This is a genomic window from Yoonia sp., from assembly GCF_030731595.1.
Taxonomy (GTDB): Bacteria; Pseudomonadota; Alphaproteobacteria; order Rhodobacterales; family Rhodobacteraceae; genus Yoonia.
On sequence record NZ_JANQTS010000039.1, the window covers coordinates 18227 to 41151 of the forward strand.

The following is a 22925-nucleotide window of genomic DNA, read 5'->3' on the forward strand; positions in this document are numbered from 1 at the left end:
CTTCGCACAGTGAATTGGGTAGGCTTTTCAAAAGCCAATACGGGACCCCCACAATGTCAGAAGCTTCAAACAGCCCACCAAGCCGAAACCCACTCACGGTTCTGTTTCTTGATCACCCGGCGACTGTGAACGAGACCTATTTCCAGCATATGCGGTTTGCGTTCAGTTTCGCGTTCTGGCTGGCCGCTGCTGCACTTGCCGCTTTAGTACATGCGGTCGTTCCCGCGCTTTGCGAGACAACCGCCAGCCGTATTCTCAAAAGGCTCCACGCCCGGATCGAGAGCCGCCACTGAATGTGCCGTATCGCTGCCTACACAGGCCCAGCAATTCCGCTTGAAAACATCGTCGTGCGTCCGGTCCACTCGCTGCTGACGCAAAGCCAGCACGCCACCGAGGCAAAGCTTGCCGTGAATGGCGATGGTTTTGGGATCAGTTGGTACGACGAGCGGGGCAATCTTGGTGTTTACCGCGACGTTTTGCCCGCATGGGCTGATGACAACCTGACGAACCTGTGCCGCATGGTCCGCTCTGGCCATTTCATCGCGCATATCCGTGCCTCGACGATCGGCGAGACGACCCGCACCAATTGCCATCCTTTCGTGCATGGCGCTTGGTCGTTTTGCCACAACGGGCAGTTGCCGCATTTCAAATCGATCCGCCGCAAGATGCTGGACGCGCTCTGTGATGATCTGTTCGACGCCCGTCGCGGCTCTACCGACAGCGAACTGATCTTTCTCACGCTTCTGGCCAACGGGCTGGCGGCTGATCCTGTCGCCGCGATGCAGGCGACTTTGGCGCTGATTGGTCCCGCACAATCCGAAGGCCCGACCAAGCTGACCTGTGTCTTTTCTGACGGGCAGACGCTCTATGCGTTCCGCCATGCCTCGTCTGGTCCTGCACCAACGCTTTATGTTTCGGGCGTTCTGGATAATGGCGGGCGTGCAGTGGCGTCAGAGCCCTTGTGCGGTGTGACCGAGCGCTGGACCGCGATTCCGACCGATACGTTGTGCAAAGTCACTGCAGCGGGCTACGAGATGGTCCCGATGGCGATGTCTGCGGCCGCCTGAAACCCCCAGGCACCATCCTCGCGCAGCACGCGCGTCGCCTGACCGTTTTGGTGAAGGTGGTTGAGATGCGCCACGGCTTCGACCAAGGCCAGCCCGTATTCCTCTTGTCCGATCTGCCGCTTGAAAAGGGGCAAGAAACACTCTCCTGCGCTGCGCGGTTCGCTGAGATGTGCAAGCAAGCGGCGCAAAGCGCCGTGGTGGTTTTCGATCAGTTGTGTCAACCGCGTCGGCAGTCCGGTGAAGGGAAGCTTGTGCCCTCCCAGCACCAAATGCCCGTCTTCGGCAAAGCTTTGGAACTTGTGACATGACCGCAGCCAGTCGGCCACCGGATCGGCATCGGGTTCGGTCGGATAGACCCCAAGGTTCGGGCTGATGGACGGCAACAGTTGATCGCCACCGATCACAAGGTTGCAGTCGCGGCTCCAGAAGGTGGCGTGTTCGGGGGCGTGCCCGTCACCCATGCGGATATCCCAGGTCCGTCCACCCATTGTGATCGTGTCACCGTCAATCAGGCGGATGTAGCCCAGGGGCAGGGGGGCCACACAATCGGCAAAGTTGAAGGGCCGCTCTGCCGCGCGGCGCGCGCGTTCTTGTGCCTCCATACCGGCCAGTTTGTAGAAGGCCAGTGCCTCGGGTTTCGGGGTGTCTTGCACATCGAGCGTCAGCATCCGCGCCATCAGCCAGCCTGTGCGTGGCATGCAAAGTGTTGCCCCGTGTTCCATGAACCACCCGGCCAAGCCTACGTGATCCGGGTGGTGATGTGTGACCACCACCCGCTTGACCGGTTTGCCAGCAAGCCGTCCGCGCAGCAGTTTTTCCCAGATTGCCCGCCCGCGTTTCGATGCGAAACCGGTGTCGATAACGGTCCAGCTGTCGCCGTCATCCAGCGCGTAGACGTTCACATGGTCGAGCGCCATCGGCAGTGGCAGCCGCAGCCAAAGCACGCCCGGTGCGACGGTAATCGCTTCGCCTTCCATTGGCGGCTGGGGGAAAGGGTAGCGGATCCCGCTTGCGCCATCAGCCATCAGGCAGCGAGATCGTCAGCAGAGATGGACATCAGGTCGCTGGCGCCTTCGCGCACATGGGCCAGAAGACCGGTATGTTCGGGCAATATCCGCTTGATATAGAATGTGGCGAGTCGCAGGCGGCTCGTGTCACCCGCGACAGCACTTGCCAGATGCACATGGCCGCCCAAGACCCGCGCAAAGGCGCGCAGATAGGGCACGGCCCCTGCAAAGCGGTCATTCAGATCGCTCTGGGCCAACAGCCATTCGGTGACCTCGCGCAGTGTTTCCGCCGCTTGCCAGACCGCTTCGGCAAGGTCGGGATGGGTTGCCTTGGCGGTCTCTGCCCCCTGTTCGATCTCTTCCAGAAGCCGGAACGCCGCTTCGCCACCATCCATCAGTTTCCGCGCGACAAGGTCCATGGCCTGAATACCGTTGGTGCCCTCGTAGATGGTTGCCACGCGGACATCGCGGGCAAATTGGGCCGCGCCTGTTTCTTCGATAAAGCCCATGCCGCCGTGGACCTGAATGCCCATCGCGGCCACTTCGCAACCGATGTCAGAGCCAAAAGCCTTGCTGATCGGCGTCAGAAATGCGGCGCGGGCCTGCCAACCAGCATCACCGGTGGCCAGCGCCATGTCGATGGCAACGGCATTCATCAAGGTGATCGCCCTTGCGGCATAGGTATCGGCTTTCATCGTGGACAGCATCCGGCGCACGTCAGCATGTTCGATAATGGCCCCTGTGCCGGGTGCTTTGCCTTGCTTGCGGTCTTGGGCATAGGCCAGTGCGTGTTGCAATGCGGCCTCGGCCACGCCGACGCCTTGGACGGCAACACCCAAGCGTGCATTGTTCATCATGGTAAACATCGCTGCCATGCCTTCATGCTCGTGACCGACCAGCCAGCCGGTCGCACCCGAGTACTCCATTACAGCGGTCGGAGAGCCATGCAAGCCCATCTTGTGCTCGAGGCTGACAACGCGCAGGTCGTTCTTTGCGCCGGGATTGCCATCCGCGTCCGGTATGAGCTTGGGAACCATGAAAAGGCTGATTCCTTTCGTGCCGGGCACCCCGTCGGGCAAACGCGCGAGGACAAGGTGGCAGACATTTTCGGTGAAATCATTGTCGGCCCAGCTGATATAGATCTTCTGGCCTGTGATGGCGTAAGTCCCGTCGCCATTTGGCGTGGCCTTGGTGCGCAAAGCCCCCACATCCGAACCCGCCTGCGGTTCGGTCAGGTTCATCGTTCCGTTCCATTCGCCCGAGATCAGCTTGGGAATGTAAAGCGCCTTGAGTGCGTCAGAGGCGTGGTGTTCAAGTGCCTCGATCTGCCCTTGGGTCATCAGCGGGCTAAGTTGGAGGGCAAGGCAGGCGCTGGCGATCATCTCGTTGACGGTGGTGGTCAGGGTCATGGGCAGGCCAAGGCCACCGACCTCTTTCGAGGCGGACATACCGATCCATCCACCTTCGGCAATGGCTTTGTACCCTTGGGAAAATCCGGGCGCTGTGCGCACAATGCCGTTGTCCAGATGGGCGGGATGCAGATCGCCTACGCGGTTAAGCGGTGCAAGGATATCTGCGCACATTCTGGCGCTTTCGGTCAGGATCGCTTGCGTCATGTCCGGTGTCGCATCGGCAAATTGGTCTGTGGCCGCGACAGCCTTGAAACCGACCACATGCTCCATCAGAAAGTGAAAATCGCGAATAGGCGCACGATAAGGCATTGGTTTTCTCCGAATGGTCCAGCCGCTTGGCAAACGCGGGTCCGGGGGCTATGCACCCCGCTATAGGGGCTAACCTACTCCTGAAGGCCCACCCATCAACCAAAACGCCACGTCATGACCCATGAAGAAATCCTCACGCTCGGACCGGACACGGCCGGACTGCGCAAAGCAGCAGAGATTTTGCGCCGTGGCGGGTTGGTGTCTTTCCCGACCGAGACCGTCTACGGGCTGGGTGCGGATGCCCGCGATGACAGAGCGGTTGCGGGAATTTATGAAGCCAAAGGGCGGCCCAGTTTCAACCCGCTGATTGTCCATGTGCCGGACCTTGCTGCGGCTCAGGTCTATTGCGACTTTAACGATGTGGCGCACAGGCTTGCTGCGGCTTTCTGGCCTGGCGCGCTGACACTGGTTTTACCGCTCAGGCCGGATGCGGGGATATCAAAGCTGGTGACTGCTGGTCTGGACACGCTTGCGATCCGCGTACCGGACCACCCGGTGGCCAAAGCGCTGCTGGATGTCTTCGGTGGGCCGGTTGCAGCACCTTCTGCGAACCCCTCCGGCCGGGTCAGCCCGACAACCGCCGCCCATGTGTTGGCCGGACTAGGCAACCGGATTGATGCGGTGATTGACGGGGGAGAGTGCCCCGTAGGGTTGGAATCGACCATAGTGAGCTGTGCTGGCACGCCTGCCCTGTTGCGCGCAGGGGGCATTCCGGTCGAGGCAATCGCGGCTTGTCTGGGTGCGCCGCTTGCCCAGCCGGACGATCCCGCCTTGCCGGTTGCACCCGGTCAGCTTGCATCGCATTACGCGCCGAAAGGTAAGGTCCGTTTGAACGCACCTTACGCCGAAGCGGGCGAGGTGCTGCTTGGGTTTGGTCCGGTTGATGCTGATCTCAACCTGTCCCCATCTGGGGATTTGACCGAAGCTGCCGCACGGCTTTTTGCCTGCCTGCACCAGTTGGATGCGATGGGCGCTGAGGCGATTGCCGTATCACCCGTGCCTGATATTGGCTTGGGCCGCGCCATCAACGACCGTCTGCGCAGGGCTGCCGCCCCCCGCTGATCCTAGCCTTGGCTGTTTTGCTGCTCGATATAACCGCGTAGCTCTTCCGCTTCGCGCCGCGCTTCGCGCAAGCCATCCATCGCGGCGCGCAATTCTGCCTCGGTCTGGCTCAACTGGTTGGTGATCTCGGCTTCGCGCTGTTGCAGATAGGTGATCGCCTGATCGCGGGTTTCTTCGGCCTCGTGCAAGGCCTGAGCCATTTTATCAAGTTCGCCGATTTCTGCTTTGGTCACGCGCGTAAATCGGTTCACCAGCCAGCTTGCAAACCAGCCAAGCATGAAAGCCACAAAAAGGATGATGGCCGTTGCGATGATGAATTCGGTTCTGTTCATTGGCCTGTTCTATTCGTTTTCTGCTGCGGGTGCATCTTCTTGTGGGGCTGGGTCTTCTTGCGGGTCTTCAATCACGACATCTTCGGCTAACCCATCAAGGGCGGATGTGCTTTCGGGGAGCGGTTCGGGCAGAATCAGACTGAATTCGATCCGCCGGTTCGCTTCGCGCCCCTCTTCGGTTTCATTCGAGGCGATTGGGTTCTCTTCGCCAAAGCCGATCGCTTCAAAGGTGGACACAGGAACCCGCCGTGCGCGCAGAGCGGTCAGGACAGCATCGGCCCGCGCCTGCGACAGTTGCTGGTTCATCTCCACACGCCCTTGACTGTCTGTAAAGCCGGAAACCCTGATCGGCAGGTCGCCGCATTCCTTCAGGACAGCCGCAATGTCGTCGACGACAGGTTGGGTGGCTGCGGTCAGATCCGCTGAACCGGGATCGAAGGTGATCTTGCGCCCTTCGGTAGCGGCGAGGATCTGAACCATGCATTCTTCGGGTGTCGGGCGGCTCGCGACCGGGTCCAATTGCTCGACATATGCCACGTCAATCTCAAAGACGGCAGTTTGTCCGAGCTTTTCAATCAAGAGCCTTGAGATGGCTGCACTGGCGTCTTCGTTGCCGGTATTGCCGCGCACTCGGATTGTGTCGGGTTCGACTACGACGGCCCCGTTCGAAAGCTCTGACAAGACCTCGATCCCCGCGAGGATACGGACCGACCAGTCAGCGGGCAGCCCCTCTGCAATCCGCGTGCCCATCGTTACCTGTCGTTGGCTGAACCGGGCATTTGCGAAACTTTCAGCCAAGGTATTTGTAACGTCGTCGGGTATGCGGCCACGAAGTTGGACCGCTCCCTCCGGGCTGAGTGTTGCTGTAAACTGCGGCAGTTCTGTGCCTGTATCGGTCGCCAGTTCGGGCAGTTCCGCGGAGAGAGCGAAGACGTCAGGAAGAGAATTTTCAAGACGTCCGACGATATTGTCGAATGTAGCTTGGCCGGTGCCGACCGGCGCAACCAGCGTAATATCGGTATCCGCAATTGTGACTGTGCCGCCACCCATGTTTTCGACTGCCGTTATGGCTTGTGCCACGGCTTCGCCCCAAGTGGTCGATGGTGCCCCAAGTGCCAGAACGCAGTTCGCCCTTTCCTGAAACCCGGCCTTGGAGGCAGCCGAGAGGATCGCGCTCACCGCTTCGGCGGTATCGGCAGTACAGGCATCAAACCGCGCGCCGTCTTCGTCGAGGACAAAGCGTGTCGTAAATGGCGAGATCACGGGGCGCGGGGCGCTGATATCCACGGCCAGACGCACCCCTTCTGGTGTGTTGCGTGCAAGGGCAATTTCAAGTCGTCGTTTCTCTTCGGGGCTGTCCGAGATGGCACTCACCATCACCCGCTCGGCATTGACCGAGATTTTTGATTTATTCAGCAACTCAAGCGCGCGCAGTGCATAGTTCATCGCAGCCCGCCATGTTGGCGGTGTAGGATAGTCCCCAACTTCCAGCAGGTCCGTGACCGTTTGTCCGTCAGCGATATCTGCAATGCGTTGCGCCAAGGCTTCGCGGTCTGTTGACGCGGGGATCAGGCCGATCAAGGACACCCCGGAATCGTTGCGCAAGATTTCGATGGCGAATTCGGGCGGCGCGATCACCGCCGAATCGGTGACGGAGAGGTTGTCGATGACACGGCTTGCATCAACCATGCTCCCTGCGGCGGAAATTGCACGGAACCGCACAGCTTCGCTAGGGGCGTCACCTTCGAGAATGACCTGAAGGCCGTCGCCTAACACTGAAGCCCACTCATAGCCTTGATCTACAAGCGTTTCCCGCACGGCCAGCACCGAGCGTTCTTCAACGATCGCCACCGTCGAGCGCGCGGCAATGACCGACAAGACCGCTGCCATGGCAAAGACGATCAAACGGATGAAGATGGCTGATAATCGCATTGGGTTCCGGTGATAGTGGTGGCTACTGCATAGGGCGACGCGGCGCGGTGTTCAATCACACCAAAAGGGCAATGGCAAAAAACGGCAGGGGGATCAGACCTGCATCGCGGTTCGAACGGAATATCCGCAATAGTCCCTCTGCGTTGTCTGGATTGAATTTGGTCAATTGCCATGTCAAATGCCACCCCAGCGCCCAAGGTCCGCCAATGGCAATCACAAGCGACAACATGGATCTTTCATAGGTCGCAAGCACGACAGCCAGACCAAAAAGGATGATGGTCAGCGTCATGAAAAGCCGCAGCCATCTGCGGCTGTCATCACCGAAAAGCCGCGCTGTCGATTTCACGCCGATCAGGGCATCGTCTTCTGTGTCTTGATGCGCATAGATCGTATCGTAAAAAAGTGTCCATGCGATACCGGCCACATAAAGAACGATGGGCACGGGCCCGATGCTGTTGGTATGCGCAGCCCAGGCAAGCAAAGCCCCCCAGTTGAAGGCCAGCCCCAGAAACACTTGCGGCCACCATGTAAAGCGTTTTGCGAAAGGATAGATCGCCACCGGCACCAGTGCCGCGATGCCCAGAATAATCGCTGTAGGGTAAAAGCTGATCAAGATGAGGAATGCCAAGAGCGCCTGAACGATCATCCAGACCAGCGCACCTTTGACGCTGACTTGGCCAGAGGGGATGGGCCGCGAGCGTGTCCGCGCGACCGATCCGTCAATGTCGCGGTCCGTGATGTCGTTCCACGTGCAGCCCGCACCCCGCATCAGGAATGCCCCGATCCCGCAGCCCACAATCGTCCAAAGATCATGCCGGCTGTAGCTGTCTGTCGCGAGGACCGCCAAGGACAAACCCCACAGGCAGGGCGCATAAAGCAACCATGTTCCGATCGGCCTGTCCGCCCGGCTGAGCCGCAGATAGGGGCGGCTTGGCCGCGGTGCGAAACGGTCCACCCAATTGTCTTTCACGGCGTCGGCGACAGTTCCGTTCGGCTCTGGCATCTGGGTTTCTTCGGTCATATGCTTCGCTTCATGGCATCCAAGGTTCGGCTTTATGTAGATCACCCGTTGGGGGAAGGGCAATCGGTTCCGCTCTCGCGGGAGCAGGCCAACTATCTCTTTGCCGTGATGCGACTGGATGAGGGCACAGTCTTGTCGTTGATAAACGGGGCGGATGGCGAGTGGGATGCCGAGGTTGTCCAGGCGAGCAAGAAGGGCGGTATTCTGCTGTGCCGGTCGCAAACACGGCCCTTGCAACTGCCGCCGGATATCTGGCTGCTCTTTGCGCCGATCCGCAAGGAACGTACCGCGTTTATTGTGGAAAAGGCGGTCGAGTTGGGTGTGGCCCGTATCCTGCCGGTCCAGACGGACTATACCCAAAGCGTCAATCGCATCAGGCAGGACAAACTGCAGGCTCATGCGGTAGAGGCCGCCGAACAATGCGGCGGGACTTTTGTGCCGCCTGTGGGTGATCTGCGCAAGCTGGACCGATTGCTGGCCGATTGGCCCCAAGACCGCCAGTTGATGTTTTGTGACGAGGTTCTGATTGGTGATCCGGTTGCTTTGACCGGTAAAGGTGGCCCTTGGGCGATCCTGATCGGCCCTGAGGGCGGGTTTTCGCCCGCTGAGCGTGACCGGCTGCGCGCTTTGCCCTTTGCCCATCCCGTCAGCCTTGGCCCGCGAATTTTGCGCGCCGATACGGCGGCGGTTGTGGCGCTGACGCTGTGGCAGCAGGCCTTGGGCGACTGGTAATGATCCGTGCGACGACACAGGATCGCCCCGCCATCGAGGCCTTTTTGACCAAACACATCGCGACCTCCATGTTTCCGCTGTCGAATTTGCGGCGGTATGGCATGACCGGGGATCATCGCCATGTGGTGTCGTTCTGGGTGCGCTGGCAGGATGGAATGATCACTGATGTGCTGACCATGACCAATGAAGGGGTTCTGTTCCCCCAATGCCCCACGGGGCCTTGGGGTGCAATTAAGGCTGTGCTCGCAGGGACAGCGATCATGGGCGCGCTGGGGGACGCCGGACAGGTCAGCGCGTTGCGACACGCCTTGGGGCTTTGTGATAGGCCTGCGATGGATACCCAAGAGCCACTATACCGACTGCGTCTTGCGGCACTGCGGATGCCTGATGTGACCGGATTTTCACTGCGCCCTCTTGCGCAGGCGCCCCGCGACCTCGTAATCGGCTGGCGGCACGCTTACATCAATGAGGTGATGCCGATGCCGGGTGAGGACGCAGCACGCAAAGCGGCTGACGACATCGCGGTTTATAGCGCGGCCGATACGCACCGTGTTTTGTATGAAGAGGATATGCCCGTGGCCATGACCGGGTTCAATGCGACAGTGCCAAATGCCGTGCAGATCGGTGGCGTCTATACGCCCCCTGCCGAAAGGTCGCGCGGGCTGGCGCGGCGCGCGGTTGCGATGCATCTGTCCGAGGCGCGCGGCAAAGGCGTGACCGATGCCAGCCTTTTTGCGGCATCGCCCCAGGCCTGCAAGGCTTATGAGGCGCTAGGCTTTGCCCGCACCGGCGCTTTTGCCATCCTGATCTTTCCGGAACCGCAGGTGATTTATGGCTGATTTCCTGAGGCCCGAAGTCCGCGCCTTGGCTTGGCGATATCGCGATATGCTTTTGGGCCTTGCACTTTTGGCGCTTGGCCTGTTCTGGGCTTTACGCAGTTTTGGTATCCTGCAATGGATCGGCTATGGCCTGATCGGTTTGGGGCTGATCTGGGCGATTGCGGGGGCGCAACGCGCGCGCTTTCGTCAAGATGGTGGCGGCCCCGGCGTTGTGCAGATCCGCGAACGGCGCTTGGCCTATTTCGGGCCGCTTGATGGCGGGGTGATCGATGTTGAAGACTTGACCCAGTTGGAAATCGACCCCTCAAGCCATCCTGAACCCAGTTGGGTGCTCACCGGTATTGGCGGCCAGCGGATCGCGATCCCGATCAATGCCGCTGGTGCGGAAGAGCTGTTCGATGTCTTTGCCGCCCTGCCGGGCATCAAGACACATACCGTTCTCGATGTGCTTTCCCGCACACCTGATGCGCGTGTGATTGTCTGGAGCAGAGTGAAGCCGCTCTTGCATTGACAGCCGCATTAAGTCACGTCACCGATAACGTCTGACCAACAACGGAGCGTCGCCTATGTCTATCCCCCAATCCGGCGGTGGCCCAATCGAACATCACGCACAACTGGCTGAGCTTTTGGCCAAAGGCTGCAAGCCCAAAGCGGATTGGCGGATCGGGACCGAGCACGAGAAATTCGGCTATTGCCAGGATAGTCTTTTGCCGCTCCCCTATGAGGGTGAACGGTCGATCAAGGCTGTGTTGGAAGGGCTTGAGACCCGCTTTGGCTGGGACCGTGTCGAAGAAGAAGGCAATATCATCGGCCTGACCAAAGACGGCGCCAACGTGAGCCTTGAACCGGGTGGCGCGCTGGAACTATCGGGCGCCCCTTTGGAAACCATCCACCAGACCTGTGACGAGGTGAACACGCATTTGGCCGAGGTCAAATCTGTCTCGGACGAGATCGGCGTGAAATTCATCGGTCTGGGTGCCGCCCCCGAATGGACCCATGAGCAGATGCCCCTGATGCCCAAGGGCCGCTACAAGCTGATGAACAACTATATGGAAAAGGTCGGCACCATGGGCACCGCCATGATGCGGCGGACCTGCACCGTGCAGGTCAACCTTGATTTCGGGTCCGAGGCTGACATGGTGCAAAAGATGCGCGTCTCCCTCGCATTGCAGCCTGTCGCGATCGCTTTGTTTGCCAACTCGCCGTTTTTCGAAGGCAAAGTGAACGGTCACAAGTCTTGGCGCAGCCGGATCTGGCGCGATCTGGACGCCGCGCGCACCGGCATGTTGCCTTTCGTCTTCGAAGACGGTTTCGGGTTCGAGGCTTGGGTGCAATGGGTGCTCGATGTGCCGATGTATTTCGTCTACCGCGACGGGAAATATATCAACGCGCTGGGCATGTCGTTCCGTGATTTCCTGAAGGGCGAATTACCTGCGCTGCCCGGTGAAAAGCCTCTGATGTCAGATTGGGCTGACCATCTGACAACGGTCTTCCCCGAGGCGCGGATGAAGCAATACATCGAAATGCGCGGCGCGGATGGCGGTCCTTGGCGGCGCCTGTGCGCGCTGCCTGCTTTCTGGACCGGGCTGATGTACGATCAAACCGCTCTCGATGCCGCATGGGACCTGTGCAAGGACTGGACCGCCGAACAGCGCGAGGCTTTGCGAGTGGCCGCATCGGTCGATGGGCTGCAGGCGCAGGTTGACGGGATCAACATGCATGATCTGGCCCGCGAAGTCGTGGCGATTTCACATGCCGGATTGAAAGCACGCGCGATGCCCGGCGCAGGTGGTCTTGTCCCTGACGAGACCCATTTCCTGAATGCCCTGCATGAATCGATCGAGACGGGCAAAACGCTCGCCGATGAATTGCTGGATCACTATCACGGTGACTGGAATGGCGACCTGAAGCGGATTTACAGCGAGTACAGCTACTAGGCCTCGGGAGCCTTCTTGGCCCCGATCTTTGTTTCGGTCCCTTTGCGCAGGCGCCTGATGTTGCCCCAATGTCTGAAATAAACCAGCAGACAGAGGATTGCGCAGAGGAAAAATATCGAACCGTTGCCGGTGAAGCCGACGACAAGCGGCATCCAGCCTGCGACGACAAGCGCGGCCAGTGACGAGTACCGCGTGAGGGCAGCAACCACGAGCCAGAGACCGCAGGCGGTCAGCCCCATGGGCCATGACACAGCCAGGAGAATGCCAAGATAGGTGGCCACGCCCTTGCCGCCCCTGAACCGAAGCCAGACCGGAAAGCAATGCCCTACAAAGGCCAAGAGCGCACCTGCCTGAGCGGCGTCTTCGCCAGCAAAGGCGCGCGCCAAAAGCACGACGACCGCCCCTTTGCCTGCATCGAACAACAGCGTCAGCGCCGCTGCCTTTTTGTTGCCGGTCCGCAGGACATTGGTGGCCCCGATATTGCCGGACCCGATTTCGCGCAGGTTGCCAAGGTTCATCATGCGCGCAAGGATCATCCCGCTCGGGATCGAGCCCAGAAAATAACCGATCACGCCCCATAGGACCAAGACAGCGGTCGCGCTCTCAAGAGGTGGCATTACGATTTCTCCCAGATGCGTTGACCATCGACCCATGTACCCAAAACTTTGCCTTGCATGCGCGCGCCGTCAAAGGGCGTGTTCTTGGATTTCGAAAGCAATGTTGCCCGATCCAGTTGGAATGGCGCATCAGGGTCGAACAGGATCAGGTCCGCAGGCGCATCGGGCAGCAACCGCCCTGCCGCCAGCCCAAGCAGATGGGCCGGGTTAAGCGACATGGCGCGGAACAGGCGCGGCAGGTCGATCATGTCCGCATGATAAAGCCGCAGGGCAGCAGGCAGCAGTGTTTCCAGCCCCACAGCCCCGCTTGCGGCCTCTTCATAAGGCAAGCGCTTGCTTTCTTCGTCTTGTGGCGTGTGCATCGAACAAATGATGTCGATCAGCCCTTCCGCGACGGCCTGAACCACGGCGACGCGGTCTTCTTCGCTGCGCAAGGGCGGTTTAAGCTTAAAGAACGTGCGGTAATCTGCCACGTCCAGTTCATTGAGCGTCAGGTGATGGATGCCTACACCAGCGGTAATGCGCAGGCCGTTCCGTTTGGCCCGCTCCAGCGCGGGAAGGGCGCGTGCGGTTGTAATCTGATCCACGTGATAACGCACGCCCGTCATCTCGATCAGGCTGATATCGCGGTCCAGCCCCATGCGTTCGGCCATCGGCGACACCCCCGGCAAACCGCGCAATGACGCGAATTTTCCGGATGTTACAGCGGCCCCTTCGGACAGCCCCGGTTCCTGCACATGGCCGATGACCAAAGCATCCAAAGACCGGGCATAGGTCAGCGCGCGGCTGTAGACCTTGGTATTGGTCACGACCCGATCACAATCGGTGAAGGCAACCGCCCCTGCATCTTGCAAGAACCCGATCTCGGTCATCTCGCGGCCTTCGCGGCCCTTGGTCAGCGCCGCCATTGGCAAAACGTGTACGGGTGCATCCTGTTGTGCGCGGCGCTCGACAAATTCCAGTGTCTCGGGCGTGTCGATGGCCGGCGTCGTGTCGGGACGTGTGACGATCGTGGTCACGCCGCCCGCAGCAGCGGCCCGTCCGGCAGAGCGGAAGGATTCCTTGTGCCGCTCGCCCGGTTCCGAGACTTTGACGCCGATATCAATGATCCCCGGCGCAAGGCAGAATCCGCCACAATCCACGACATTGGCGTTTTTGGGTGCGCTCGGATGACCCTCGAAGACCTCTTTGATCACGCCGTCCGCGATCAGGATCGCACCGGGGGCATCCGTCAACGCGACCGGATCAATCAGACGGGCGTTGGCAAAGAAGGTCGCAGTCATAAGGTGAGGTCCTGCTGGCATGGGTTCAGGGGGTTTTGGCGGCAAATCGTCCGCAGGGCAAGTCTTGCCTGCGCAAAGCGTGACCGCATCTAGCCGCCCACCCAGATCATCAAGCCTACCAATGCGAACATCACCAAGAGGGCATAGGTCGCGACCATCCCGCTCATGCGCGCATCGGATTTGGGGGCTTTGGTCGGCGGATTGCCCAGAATACCCTTTGCCGAGGCGTCAGGCAGTTTTTCGGGTGTTATGATCTGCACAGCGGGGCTGTAGGTTGTCACATGGCGCAGCCCTTCTGCCAGTTTAAGGGTTGTTTCCACCGCGTTTGTCGCGCGTGACAGCACAAGGATCGCTGTCCCGGTGATGGCGTCAACGGCGGCTTTGTCCACCAGATCGGGGGCCATATCATAGCCTTCCGCGATATAGGCGCTCAGCTTCATGCCGTCCAAATCCCTGATCTGCACCACATCGACGAAATCAGGGTTCAGGTCGGCTCCAAAGAGATCCGCAAGCCCTTGCGGGGGTTTTGCAACCACTTCTGCGGGCAGGTCCAAATCTGTCGCAAAGACGCGCAGTTGACCGAAATCAGAAGCAGGAATCGCGAGCTTCATATCTGTTCTCTCTGAATCTGGCGGATCAGGGCATACACGTCGTGGCCATTGACGATATTGTCAAAGCCGATTTCCTCGATCCTATTGTTGCCATCATCATCTTTCTTGTGGATGGTTTTGAACCGCACTTTATCGAACTTTCCCTGCTCCAGCGTGATCGCGTCATCCGGGCCGATGGAATAGCTCTCGAGCGTATGCTTGAAGAAGGATTTTGCCACATAGGCGCGTTTGTTGGTCAGTGCGTAGCGGACGAACTTATGACCATGATAGACGAAAAGCCATGTCCCAACCGTCAAGCCGATACCTACCGCAAGAAATGGCATGGAAAAGGCCGTGAGGAAAAGCCCGATCCCCAGATCGGCGATATTGTTCATTCCTATTGCATATCCCAACCCCGTCGCAGCGGTCGAGAGGCCGGCAATCAGGAACGGCAGGCCAAAGATGCTGATGGCCAGCGGGCCAATGAAGGAATGCGGGCCCGGTTCCGGCGCACCCTGCCACAGCAGAACTTCACCCGGCTCAAAATAGTCGTCCCAGCGGTCGCGTTCTGGGGGCTGGAAGAACCGCTTGATCATGCCATAACAGCCTTTCGCCCCGCGCGCAGGTTTTGCGCCAGAAGGTCCATGGCCGCCATGCGCACGGCAACGCCCATTTCGACCTGTTCCTGAATGACAGAGCGGTTGATGTCGTCGGCGATGGTCCCGTCAATCTCGACTCCGCGGTTCATTGGGCCGGGGTGCATGACGATCGCGTCGGGCTTGGCGTGGCGCAGCTTGACTGCATCCAGCCCGTAGCGGTGGAAGTATTCGCGTTCGGACGGGATGAACCCGCCATCCATCCGCTCTTTTTGCAGGCGCAGCATCATGACGACGTCGACATCCTTGAGCCCCTCTTCCATGTTCTCGAAGACCTCGACCCCGAATTCCCCCATGCCCGAAGGCATCAGCGTTGGCGGGGCGATCAGCCTGATCCGGTTTTCCATCTTGCCCAGCAGCATGATATTTGAGCGCGCGACGCGGCTGTGCGCGATATCCCCGCAAATCGCGATGGAGAGCCGGTGCAGACGACCCTTGGCCCGTCGGATGGTCAGCGCGTCAAGCAGGGCTTGGGTCGGATGTTCGTGCTTGCCGTCACCTGCGTTCAGGACGGCGCAATTGACCTTTTGCGCCAGCAGGTCGACAGCACCCGAATGCGGGTGACGCACGACAAGCAAATCGGGTCGCATCGCGTTCAGCGTCAGGGCCGTATCAATCAGCGTTTCACCCTTTTTGATGGATGACGCCTGCATCCCCATGTTCATCACATCCGCACCAAGCCGCATCCCTGCCAGTTCGAAACTTGCCAGTGTCCGGGTCGAGTTTTCAAAAAACATGTTGATTTGCGTCAGCCCGGCCAGCACGTCGCGATGCGCGATCCCGCGCCGGTTATGGTCGGCATAGCTGTCGGCGAGGTCCAGCAATGTGGTGATCTCGGTCGGATGCAGAGGTTCGATGCCCAAAAGATGCTTGGCGCGAAATGTCATGAGGCCCTCTTTTCATCGGTTCGCGGTCTTATAGGGCCGCGGCGGGCCTGCATCAATGCTGCAAGCACTGCACATCGGTTCAAAAGCAGCATATCGTAGCGGTGATGGATTCGAGTGACACATATTGGCATGACCGCGCCCTGCTGGAATGGCAGGTCGAACTGGGTGTGACAGAGGCGATTTTGGACGCGCCTGTGGACCGCTATGCATTGGAAGCGGTCAAACCCGTCCCGAAAGCGGCCGTTGCAGATGCAAAGGTTGAAGGACCGCCTCCGATCCCGCAAGCCGTTGAAGTGGACGCTGTTGGCATCGCGCGCGATTTAGCGGCAGGCGCGGGCGATCTGGTGGCCCTTTCGGCAGCAATGCAGGGGTTTGAACATTGTGAATTGAAACGCGGCGCGCGCAGTTTTGTCTTTTCTGACGGGCAGCCGCAGGCCCGCGTGATGATTATCGGCGAAGCACCGGGTCGGGAAGAGGACCGCGCGGGTAAACCTTTCGTCGGGCGTGCTGGTCAGTTGCTGGACCGTATGCTGGAGGCGATTGAACTGGGACGCACCCGCGAGGATGCGGCGCAAGCGGTCTATATCACCAATGTTCTGCCTTGGCGCCCGCCTTCAAACCGCACGCCGGATGCCGCCGAGATCGCGATGATGCTGCCGTTTCTTGAACGTCACATCGCTTTGGCTGAGCCCGATTTCGTTGTTTTGATGGGCAATACGCCCTGTCAGGCCCTTCTGGGGCGCAGTGGCATCACGCGGATGCGCGGCGATTGGGTCGAGGTTTTGGGCAAACCCTGTTTGCCGATGTTCCATCCGGCCTATCTGTTGCGCAACCCGATTGCCAAACGCGAGGCTTGGGCAGATCTATTGGCACTCAAGGCGAGGTTGCGGGCATGAGCCGTATTGATGAAACCAAGGCGTTCGTGCCCGTCCGTATTGCGGTGCTGACGGTCAGCGATACGCGCGTGGCGGCCGATGACAAATCCGGGCAGGTGCTTGTGGACCGGATCGCGGCCGCAGGGCACAGTCTCGCGGATCGCAAGATCATTGCCGACGAGCGCGACCTGATTGCAGCACAATTGCGCCTTTGGTGCGCGGATGATGCTGTTGATGTTGTGATCTCGACCGGCGGCACCGGACTGACCGGGCGTGATGTGACAGTCGAGGCGCACCGCGACGTCTATGAAAAGGAAATCGATGCCTTTGGCACGATTTTCACCATCGTGAGTATGCAAAAGATCGGGACGAGCGCTGTCCAAAGCCGCGCAACGGCAGGCGTTGCCCAAGGAACTTATCTGTTTGCCTTGCCCGGATCGCCGGGGGCTTGCAAGGATGCTTGGGACGAGATTTTGGTCAAACAACTCGATTATCGCCACAGACCGTGCAATTTTGTTGAGATCATGCCGCGTTTGGATGAACATCTGCGACGGAAGTAAACTGATCGTGCGTATAAGTGGACAGCGTCCTGCTTTCAGCTAAATCACTATGACAGGCCAAGGAATTCGAGAATGCGGTTTTTACGTCGTAGCCTGACAGGTGTTTTCTTGCTGGCGGTCACGCTGGCGCTATTGGCTTGGGCGGGAGAGATGGTGCGCGGCGCTGTCGTCGCGCGGATGAGCGAAGAACCCCGCAGCTTTCCGCAGCGCGAACGCGTTTTGGCGGTGAATGTTGTCACGCTGGAACCGCAGACGATCATTCCCGATTTGACCGTATTTGGTGAATTGCGCAGCCAGCGCACGCTGGATTTGCGCAGTGCGACAGGCGGCACTGTTTTATCAGCAAGTGATGCCTTGGTCGAAGGTGGGACAGTCCAAGCCGGCGAGTTGCTTTTGCGGATCGACCCGATCGAGGCGCAATCGGCCTTGGACCGTGTGCGCGCGGATCTGCAAGATGCCCAAGCCGAATTGCGCGATGCAGAGCGTGCCTTGATCCTCGCCGATGATGAACTCTCAGCCGCTCGCGCACAGGCAAGCTTGCGCGATCAGGCGCTGGCCCGCGCCCGTGATCTGGCAGACCGCGGTGTGGGTACGACTGCGGCTATCGAAACTGCTGAATTGGCGGCCTCTTCGGCCGAGGCGGCGGTTTTGACCCGCAGGCAGGCGCTGGCATCGGCACAGGCGCGCATTGATCAGGCGACGACGCGCTTGGCCCGCGCTGAAATCAGCGTGTCAGAGGCAGAACGCGCAGTCGCAGACACAGAGGTTTTCGCGGCCTTTGATGGCACTTTGGCCGAGGTCACGATCAGCCCCGGCGGGCGGGTGACAGCAAACGAACGCTTTGCGCAGCTTGTCGATCCCTCGCAACTCGAAGTCACCTTTCGTGTCTCGACCTCGCAATATGCGCGGTTGCTGGATAGCAATGGCGCCTTGACCAAAGCGCCCGTCACGGTGGCGCTGGATGTTTCTGGCGTGAACTTGACGGCCACCGGCCAGATTACACGAGAAGGTGCAGCAGTCGGCGTGGGCCAGACGGGGCGGCTTTTGTTTGCGCGGCTGGATGCGGCCCCCGGGTTCCGCCCGGGCGATTTTGTGACCGTGCGCATTGCAGAGCCTGCCTTGGAAAATGTGGCGCTGATCCCTGCGACGGCGGTGGCTGCCGATGAAACCGTTTTGGTTGTAGGCGAAGAGGATCGGCTGGAAACGGCTACAGTTAGCCTGCTGCGCCGGCAGGGTGACAATGTGATCGTTGCAATAGGCCCCAATACCGGTGCGACCATCGTGGCTGAGCGTTCGCCTTTGTTGGGTGCAGGGATCAAGGTGCGCCCGATCCGCCCCGGTGTCGTTGAAGAAGAAGCTGCGCCCGAGATGATCGCGCTTGACGCTGATCGCCGCGCGAAGCTGATCGCCTTTGTCAGCGCAGGCCAGATGCCTGACGACGTCAAAGCGCGGATCATAGGTCAGTTGGAAGCAGACGAAGTGTCATCCGAAACCGTGACCCGGCTTGAGAGCAGGATGGGTAGCTGATGGTGACTGGCGGTGAAAGGCTGAACGCAGGGGCGGGCGGGATCTTGTCCTACTTCACCCGGCATCGGACGGCTGCAAACCTGCTCTTGGTCTTGATGATCACCGCAGGCGCTTTGGCATTTCCGAACATGCGCGCGCAGTTCTTTCCTGATGTTGTCGTCGATGACCTGACAGTTTCGGTCGCGTGGAGCGGGGCAGGGGCCGAAGACGTCGATGCCGCTATCGTGCAGGTGCTGGAACCGGTTTTGCTGGCGGTTGAGGGTGTCACCGCATCGTCGTCAACCTCCCGCGAAGGGCGGGCTTCGATCCGGTTGGAGTTCGCCCCCGGCTATGACATCGATCGCGCCGCCGAAGACGTACAACTTGCCGTCGATAGTGCGACCAATCTGCCCGAAGATGCGGAAGACGCCAGCGTGCGCCGCGGTGGCTGGTCGGATCGCGTCACAGATGTTGTGATCACCGGCCCAGTGAGCGTGGACCAGTTAGGCCGCTTTGCCGATGAGTTCGCGACCCGGTTGTTCGCCGAAGGTGTGACACAAGTCACCGTGCAAGGCGTGGCAGCGCCCTCGACCATCGTCGAAGTGCCGTCGCTATCGCTTATTCAATACGACATCGGGCTTTCGGATATCGCCGCCCGGATCGCCGAAGAGGCCGAAGCCGACCCGGCGGGGGATGTCTCGGCCAATGCCCGTGTGCGGACAGGTGTGGCCAAGCGCAGCGCCGAAGAGATCGGCGCGATTGCCCTGCGCGCCAATCCTGACGGATCAACCCTGACCATCGCCGATGTCGCCCAGATCCGCGTTGAGGGTCCCGACCGCGAAAGGGCCTATTTTGTAGGTGACGATGCCGCGATCAAAGTGCGGGTTGACCGGTCCGCCACGGGTGATGCGATCGGGATGCAACAAGCGGTCGAGCGCGTCGCTGTTGAGATGACGGCCACTTTGCCGTCGGGAGTTTCGATTGAACTGACCAATGGTCGGGCCGAACAGATTACCGGCCGCTTGAACATTCTGCTCAGCAACGGCTTCACCGGATTGATGCTGGTCGTGGCCTTGCTGTTTCTTTTCCTGAACGCGCGTACTGCTTTCTGGGTCGCCTTTGGCATTCCCGTGGCGATGCTGGCTGCGATTGCCTTGATGTATGCCGTTGGGATCACGTTCAACATGATCTCGCTTTTCGCATTGATCATCACGCTGGGGATCGTGGTGGATGATGCGATTGTTGTGGGGGAACATGCTGATTTTCGGGTCCGGCACTTGGGCGAAGATCCCACCATTGCTGCGGAAAAGGCGGCAAAGCGGATGTTCAGCCCAGTGTTTTCGGCCACGCTGACCACGATTATCGCTTTCTTTGGCCTTGTGGTGATCGGCGGACGCTTTGGCGATCTGATCTCGGACATTCCCTTTACCGTCATCGTTGTCCTGATTGCGAGCCTCGTGGAGTGTTTCCTGATCCTGCCGAACCACTTGGCCCATTCCATGGCCCATTCCGCCAAGGAACATTGGTACGATTGGCCTTCGCGGACCGTGAACCGGGGTTTTGACTGGTTCCGCCAGACGCTGTTTCGCCCCTTCATGGGGCTTGTGATCAAGGCCCGTTATCCGGTCTTTGCGATGGCGCTGGTGCTGCTGGCCAGTCAGGTCGCTTTGGTGATCAGGGGCGAAGTCAGCTGGCAGTTCTTCAACTCTCCCGAGCAAAGCCAGGTAACCGGCAATTTTGCGATGCTGCCCGGTGCCACCCGCGAAGATACGCTCGAGATGATGCGCGAAATGCAACGCGCGACCGAGGCATTGGGCGCACAATACGAGGCTGAACATGGTATCAACCCGCTGCAGTATGTCGTGGCCGAGATCGGCGGCAACTCTGGCCGCGCGATTGCCGGCTCTGATACCAAGGATGCGGATCAACTGGGTGCGATCACCATCGAGTTGATTGACGCTGACAGCCGCCCCTATACGAGCTTTGAATTTGTCGCCGCGCTGCAGGACAGCGTCCAGCAGCACCCGATGGCAGAGACTGTCAGCTTCCGGCGCTGGGGTTCTGGTCCGGGGGCCGATAGCCTGGATGTCCAGATGTTCGGTGCCGATAGCGATACACTGAAAGCCGCCGCAGAGGCGCTGAAAACTGCCCTTGCCATATATCCTGAAATCTCGGGGCTGGAAGATACGCTGGCCTATGACAAAGAAGAACTGATCCTGGAACTGACCCCGCAAGGCCAGGCCTTGGGGCTGAGCATCGACGGCTTGGGCCGTGTGCTGCGCAATCGGCTGGGCGGGATCGAGGCGGCCAGTTTCCCCGATGGTGCGCGCTCGGCCACAATCCGCGTCGAATTGCCTGCGGGCGAGCTTTCGGCTGATTTTCTTGACCTCACCCAGATCCGCACCGCTGACGGGGTCTATGTCCCGCTGGCTGATGTGGTCACTGTACAGACCCGCACAGGGTTTTCGACGGTCCGCCGCGAGAACGGCATTCAGTTGATTTCCGTCATTGGTGATCTGGACGGTGAAGATGCCGCCCGTGCCACTGAGATCCAGCAGATTATCACTGACGATATCCTGCCGCGTGTCGAAAGCGATTTTGGTGTGCAGACGGTCTTGTCGGGGCAAAGCGAGCAGGAACAGCGGTTCCTGAGCGACGCCCGCACGGGGCTCATTCTCGTCTTGCTGGGCATCTATCTGACGCTTGCGTGGATTTTCAGCAGCTGGACACGGCCTGTTGTCGTGATGTCGATCATACCTTTCGCGCTTGTCGGCACGATCTACGGCCATCACCTTTGGGGCATCCCGATGAGCATGTTTACTGTTGTGGGCCTGATCGGCATGGTCGGGATCATTATCAACGACAGTATCGTATTGGTCACCACTATAGATGAATACGCTCAGGACCGGGGCTTGGTCCCTGCGATCATTGACGGCACGGTGGATCGTCTGCGCCCTGTATTGCTGACAACGCTGACAACTGTACTGGGGCTGGCCCCATTGCTTTATGAAGGGTCCAATCAGGCGGAGTTTCTTAAGCCAACCGTTGTGACGCTGGTCTTTGGCCTTGCCTTCGGGATGGTGCTTGTCTTGCTTGTCGTGCCCTCGGTCATGGCGATGCAGGCCGATGTCTATCGGCAGGTGCAGTCAGCCAAGCGGGCCTTGCGAGGGCGTAAACTGGCGATGTTTGTGCCAGCGGCTGTAGGTGCTGTTGCAGCCGCTATCCTGTTTGCGCTGACCATATTGCCGTTGCTTTGGACGGGGGTACCGTTTGAAGCAGTTGCACGTGTCGTGCCGATGCTACAGGGCGGGTTTGGGCCGGCGCTTGGCCTGTTTGTGCTGGGTCTGATAGTTGTGCTGCTGACGATCTACGTCATCGCCTTGGCCGGACAAAGCATGCGGCGCGCGCGCAGCTAGCTTGCGTCGCAGCCGAGAATATCAATCGCCCGATCAGCGCCAAAGACCGTGATCCGGATGCCGGAACGATCAAGCGCAAAAGGTCCCCCGCTGGGATGAACCATATCGACGGTCGCATTGAGGACATCGCCATCGCGTGACACATCTGCTTCAGACACCCAAATGCTTGGATCGCTGGCTTCGATCATCACAAATTCAGAGCGGGCAGGTCGCGGCACATCAATCGTAGTGGTCAGTTGGATCCCGTCACTGATCGGCGCAATGGCGCAGGTGACAGAAGGAATACGCGCCTCGGCCTGTGAAAGGGGCTCTGCATCAAGTGCTGCGGAAATCGCGCTGTCGGCTGCACCGACTTGCGGCAAAAGCGCATCAAACTCCAGCGTCACCGGAATACAGATTTCCTCGCAGACGCCAATTGTCATCTCGCCCGCGATGGCGATGTCGCGCGCGTCACCATCTGTTGCGATGGTCAATGGAAAGATCACGCTATCGTAGTATCCGATGGATCGTATGCCATCCGACACATAAACGCCCGGCGTGGGCCAGTGAGGCGTGATCTCGGCAATCGTGTCAGAGCCGCTGAAATGGAACTCGGGCGGAATTCCGGCAGCGCCAGGCGCGCGCCAATAGGTGATCCAGCCAGGCGCAAGCGTGACCTTAAGGGCTGCGATGTGGTCGCCCGCGGCTGTACGCCATCCGGTCAGGACCTCGACTTGCGCCAAATCGTCAAAAGTCTGCGCGACGGGCAATGTCGGCAAACTCAGAAAGGCGAGGGTGATCAGCAGGTTTTTGCGCATGATTCCTTAATTATGCATCAGCGCTGCAATGGGAAGTCACGTTTGCGCCAATCGATGCAATATTGATGCTTGCACCACGAGATGAGGT

At 59.6% G+C, this 22925-nt stretch carries 22 protein-coding genes; 11 read left to right on the forward strand and 11 right to left on the reverse strand.

Features of this window, described 5'->3' with window-relative positions; translation table 11 throughout:
- Positions 1-53 precede the first annotated feature (53 nt).
- Both NWQ23_RS03585 and NWQ23_RS03590 read left to right on the forward strand, forming a co-directional pair.
- Positions 54-293, forward strand: a complete 240-nt coding sequence (locus NWQ23_RS03585) for a DUF6356 family protein (protein WP_306164871.1) — start codon at positions 54-56, stop codon at positions 291-293.
- Positions 294-1067 carry a class II glutamine amidotransferase gene (locus NWQ23_RS03590; RefSeq protein ID WP_306164872.1) on the forward strand — a complete coding sequence of 258 codons (774 nt, stop codon included), beginning with the start codon at positions 294-296 and terminating at the stop codon, positions 1065-1067.
- Here the strand turns inward: NWQ23_RS03590 and NWQ23_RS03595 are convergent.
- Both NWQ23_RS03595 and NWQ23_RS03600 read right to left on the reverse strand, forming a co-directional pair.
- Positions 1028-2092, reverse strand: a complete 1065-nt coding sequence (locus NWQ23_RS03595) for an MBL fold metallo-hydrolase (protein ID WP_306164873.1) — start codon at positions 2090-2092, stop codon at positions 1028-1030. The two genes, NWQ23_RS03590 and NWQ23_RS03595, sit on opposite strands and share 40 nt — an antisense overlap.
- Entirely contained in the window at positions 2092-3795 is a 1704-nt protein-coding gene (locus tag NWQ23_RS03600; protein ID WP_306164874.1) for an acyl-CoA dehydrogenase, read from the reverse strand. Before NWQ23_RS03600 ends, NWQ23_RS03595 begins: the two co-directional genes overlap by 1 nt.
- A gap of 114 nt (positions 3796-3909) precedes the next feature.
- On the opposite strand from NWQ23_RS03600, the gene NWQ23_RS03605 reads away from it, so the two are divergent.
- The gene (locus NWQ23_RS03605; protein WP_306164875.1) at positions 3910-4857 is read left to right on the forward strand and encodes an L-threonylcarbamoyladenylate synthase; all 948 of its coding nucleotides are present in this window, start codon (positions 3910-3912) and stop codon (positions 4855-4857) included.
- Positions 4858-4859: 2 nt separating this feature from the next.
- Here the strand turns inward: NWQ23_RS03605 and NWQ23_RS03610 are convergent, their stop codons facing one another.
- Genes NWQ23_RS03610 through ubiA form a run of 3 tightly spaced genes read right to left on the reverse strand, consistent with a single transcriptional unit; the run spans position 4860 to position 8142 of the window.
- Positions 4860-5189, reverse strand: a complete 330-nt coding sequence (locus tag NWQ23_RS03610) for a hypothetical protein (RefSeq protein ID WP_306164876.1) — start codon at positions 5187-5189, stop codon at positions 4860-4862.
- Between the two features lie 9 nt (positions 5190-5198).
- Positions 5199-7121, reverse strand: a complete 1923-nt coding sequence (locus tag NWQ23_RS03615; protein WP_306164877.1) for an OmpA family protein — start codon at positions 7119-7121, stop codon at positions 5199-5201.
- A 55-nt stretch (positions 7122-7176) separates the two neighbouring features.
- Positions 7177-8142 carry a 4-hydroxybenzoate octaprenyltransferase gene (gene ubiA / locus NWQ23_RS03620; protein WP_306164878.1) on the reverse strand — a complete coding sequence of 322 codons (966 nt, stop codon included), beginning with the start codon at positions 8140-8142 and terminating at the stop codon, positions 7177-7179.
- 12 nt (positions 8143-8154) lie between these two features.
- Here ubiA and NWQ23_RS03625 point away from each other — a divergent pair, with 12 nt between their 5' ends.
- From NWQ23_RS03625 to NWQ23_RS03640, 4 genes are read left to right on the forward strand one after another with little or no spacing between them, the layout of a single operon-like run.
- On the forward strand, positions 8155-8874 hold the full coding sequence (locus NWQ23_RS03625) for a 16S rRNA (uracil(1498)-N(3))-methyltransferase (RefSeq protein ID WP_306164879.1): 720 nt from the start codon (positions 8155-8157) through the stop codon (positions 8872-8874).
- Positions 8874-9713 carry a GNAT family N-acetyltransferase gene (locus NWQ23_RS03630; protein WP_306164880.1) on the forward strand — a complete coding sequence of 280 codons (840 nt, stop codon included), beginning with the start codon at positions 8874-8876 and terminating at the stop codon, positions 9711-9713. The genes NWQ23_RS03625 and NWQ23_RS03630 overlap by 1 nt, the downstream gene beginning before the upstream one ends.
- On the forward strand, positions 9706-10224 hold the full coding sequence (locus NWQ23_RS03635; RefSeq protein WP_306164881.1) for a hypothetical protein: 519 nt from the start codon (positions 9706-9708) through the stop codon (positions 10222-10224). The genes NWQ23_RS03630 and NWQ23_RS03635 overlap by 8 nt, the downstream gene beginning before the upstream one ends.
- A 55-nt stretch (positions 10225-10279) precedes the next feature.
- Positions 10280-11650, forward strand: coding sequence for a glutamate--cysteine ligase (locus NWQ23_RS03640; protein ID WP_306164882.1), 1371 nt, complete (start codon positions 10280-10282; stop codon positions 11648-11650).
- Here NWQ23_RS03640 and plsY read toward each other — a convergent pair.
- From plsY to NWQ23_RS03665, 5 genes are all read right to left on the reverse strand, one after another.
- Positions 11647-12267, reverse strand: a complete 621-nt coding sequence (plsY, locus tag NWQ23_RS03645) for a glycerol-3-phosphate 1-O-acyltransferase PlsY (RefSeq protein ID WP_306164883.1) — start codon at positions 12265-12267, stop codon at positions 11647-11649. The genes NWQ23_RS03640 and plsY overlap by 4 nt on opposite strands.
- Positions 12267-13550, reverse strand: coding sequence for a dihydroorotase (gene pyrC / locus NWQ23_RS03650; RefSeq protein WP_306164884.1), 1284 nt, complete (start codon positions 13548-13550; stop codon positions 12267-12269). Before pyrC ends, plsY begins: the two co-directional genes overlap by 1 nt.
- 89 nt (positions 13551-13639) lie before the next feature.
- Positions 13640-14161 carry a hypothetical protein gene (locus NWQ23_RS03655; protein ID WP_306164885.1) on the reverse strand — a complete coding sequence of 174 codons (522 nt, stop codon included), beginning with the start codon at positions 14159-14161 and terminating at the stop codon, positions 13640-13642.
- Entirely contained in the window at positions 14158-14736 is a 579-nt protein-coding gene (locus NWQ23_RS03660) for a hypothetical protein (protein ID WP_306164886.1), read from the reverse strand. The genes NWQ23_RS03655 and NWQ23_RS03660 overlap by 4 nt, the downstream gene beginning before the upstream one ends.
- A complete protein-coding gene (locus NWQ23_RS03665) occupies positions 14733-15683 on the reverse strand; it encodes an aspartate carbamoyltransferase catalytic subunit (protein WP_306164887.1) in 951 nt (316 codons plus the stop codon). The genes NWQ23_RS03660 and NWQ23_RS03665 overlap by 4 nt, the downstream gene beginning before the upstream one ends.
- Before the next feature lie 104 nt (positions 15684-15787).
- Here NWQ23_RS03665 and NWQ23_RS03670 point away from each other — a divergent pair, with 104 nt between their 5' ends.
- The 4 genes from NWQ23_RS03670 to NWQ23_RS03685 all read left to right on the forward strand — a co-directional run bounded on the left by NWQ23_RS03670 (position 15788) and on the right by NWQ23_RS03685 (position 22040).
- Complete coding sequence (locus NWQ23_RS03670; protein ID WP_306164944.1) at positions 15788-16579, forward strand: uracil-DNA glycosylase family protein; 792 nt, start codon at positions 15788-15790, stop codon at positions 16577-16579.
- Positions 16576-17118, forward strand: coding sequence for a molybdenum cofactor biosynthesis protein B (gene moaB / locus NWQ23_RS03675; protein WP_306164888.1), 543 nt, complete (start codon positions 16576-16578; stop codon positions 17116-17118). The genes NWQ23_RS03670 and moaB overlap by 4 nt, the downstream gene beginning before the upstream one ends.
- Before the next feature lie 72 nt (positions 17119-17190).
- A complete protein-coding gene (locus tag NWQ23_RS03680; RefSeq protein ID WP_306164889.1) occupies positions 17191-18645 on the forward strand; it encodes an efflux RND transporter periplasmic adaptor subunit in 1455 nt (484 codons plus the stop codon).
- Complete coding sequence (locus NWQ23_RS03685) at positions 18645-22040, forward strand: efflux RND transporter permease subunit (RefSeq protein ID WP_306164890.1); 3396 nt, start codon at positions 18645-18647, stop codon at positions 22038-22040. The genes NWQ23_RS03680 and NWQ23_RS03685 overlap by 1 nt, the downstream gene beginning before the upstream one ends.
- On the opposite strand, the gene NWQ23_RS03690 is transcribed toward NWQ23_RS03685, so the two are convergent.
- Entirely contained in the window at positions 22037-22837 is an 801-nt protein-coding gene (locus tag NWQ23_RS03690; protein ID WP_306164891.1) for a protein-disulfide reductase DsbD domain-containing protein, read from the reverse strand. The genes NWQ23_RS03685 and NWQ23_RS03690 overlap by 4 nt on opposite strands.
- Positions 22838-22925: the final 88 nt, after the last annotated feature.

Bases quoted from the DNA above. Each gene is read 5' to 3' on its own strand.
- NWQ23_RS03585 (WP_306164871.1), top strand. From the start codon at position 54: ATGTCAGAAGCTTCAAACAGCCCACCAAGCCGAAACCCACTCACGGTT.
- NWQ23_RS03590 (WP_306164872.1), top strand. From the start codon at position 294: ATGTGCCGTATCGCTGCCTACACAGGCCCAGCAATTCCGCTTGAAAAC.
- NWQ23_RS03595 (WP_306164873.1), bottom strand. From the start codon at position 2,092: ATGGCTGATGGCGCAAGCGGGATCCGCTACCCTTTCCCCCAGCCGCCA.
- NWQ23_RS03600 (WP_306164874.1), bottom strand. From the start codon at position 3,795: ATGCCTTATCGTGCGCCTATTCGCGATTTTCACTTTCTGATGGAGCAT.
- NWQ23_RS03605 (WP_306164875.1), top strand. From the start codon at position 3,910: ATGACCCATGAAGAAATCCTCACGCTCGGACCGGACACGGCCGGACTG.
- NWQ23_RS03610 (WP_306164876.1), bottom strand. From the start codon at position 5,189: ATGAACAGAACCGAATTCATCATCGCAACGGCCATCATCCTTTTTGTG.
- NWQ23_RS03615 (WP_306164877.1), bottom strand. From the start codon at position 7,121: ATGCGATTATCAGCCATCTTCATCCGTTTGATCGTCTTTGCCATGGCA.
- ubiA (WP_306164878.1), bottom strand. From the start codon at position 8,142: ATGACCGAAGAAACCCAGATGCCAGAGCCGAACGGAACTGTCGCCGAC.
- NWQ23_RS03625 (WP_306164879.1), top strand. From the start codon at position 8,155: ATGGCATCCAAGGTTCGGCTTTATGTAGATCACCCGTTGGGGGAAGGG.
- NWQ23_RS03630 (WP_306164880.1), top strand. From the start codon at position 8,874: ATGATCCGTGCGACGACACAGGATCGCCCCGCCATCGAGGCCTTTTTG.
- NWQ23_RS03635 (WP_306164881.1), top strand. From the start codon at position 9,706: ATGGCTGATTTCCTGAGGCCCGAAGTCCGCGCCTTGGCTTGGCGATAT.
- NWQ23_RS03640 (WP_306164882.1), top strand. From the start codon at position 10,280: ATGTCTATCCCCCAATCCGGCGGTGGCCCAATCGAACATCACGCACAA.
- plsY (WP_306164883.1), bottom strand. From the start codon at position 12,267: ATGCCACCTCTTGAGAGCGCGACCGCTGTCTTGGTCCTATGGGGCGTG.
- pyrC (WP_306164884.1), bottom strand. From the start codon at position 13,550: ATGACTGCGACCTTCTTTGCCAACGCCCGTCTGATTGATCCGGTCGCG.
- NWQ23_RS03655 (WP_306164885.1), bottom strand. From the start codon at position 14,161: ATGAAGCTCGCGATTCCTGCTTCTGATTTCGGTCAACTGCGCGTCTTT.
- NWQ23_RS03660 (WP_306164886.1), bottom strand. From the start codon at position 14,736: ATGATCAAGCGGTTCTTCCAGCCCCCAGAACGCGACCGCTGGGACGAC.
- NWQ23_RS03665 (WP_306164887.1), bottom strand. From the start codon at position 15,683: ATGACATTTCGCGCCAAGCATCTTTTGGGCATCGAACCTCTGCATCCG.
- NWQ23_RS03670 (WP_306164944.1), top strand. From the start codon at position 15,788: ATGGATTCGAGTGACACATATTGGCATGACCGCGCCCTGCTGGAATGG.
- moaB (WP_306164888.1), top strand. From the start codon at position 16,576: ATGAGCCGTATTGATGAAACCAAGGCGTTCGTGCCCGTCCGTATTGCG.
- NWQ23_RS03680 (WP_306164889.1), top strand. From the start codon at position 17,191: ATGCGGTTTTTACGTCGTAGCCTGACAGGTGTTTTCTTGCTGGCGGTC.
- NWQ23_RS03685 (WP_306164890.1), top strand. From the start codon at position 18,645: ATGGTGACTGGCGGTGAAAGGCTGAACGCAGGGGCGGGCGGGATCTTG.
- NWQ23_RS03690 (WP_306164891.1), bottom strand. From the start codon at position 22,837: ATGCGCAAAAACCTGCTGATCACCCTCGCCTTTCTGAGTTTGCCGACA.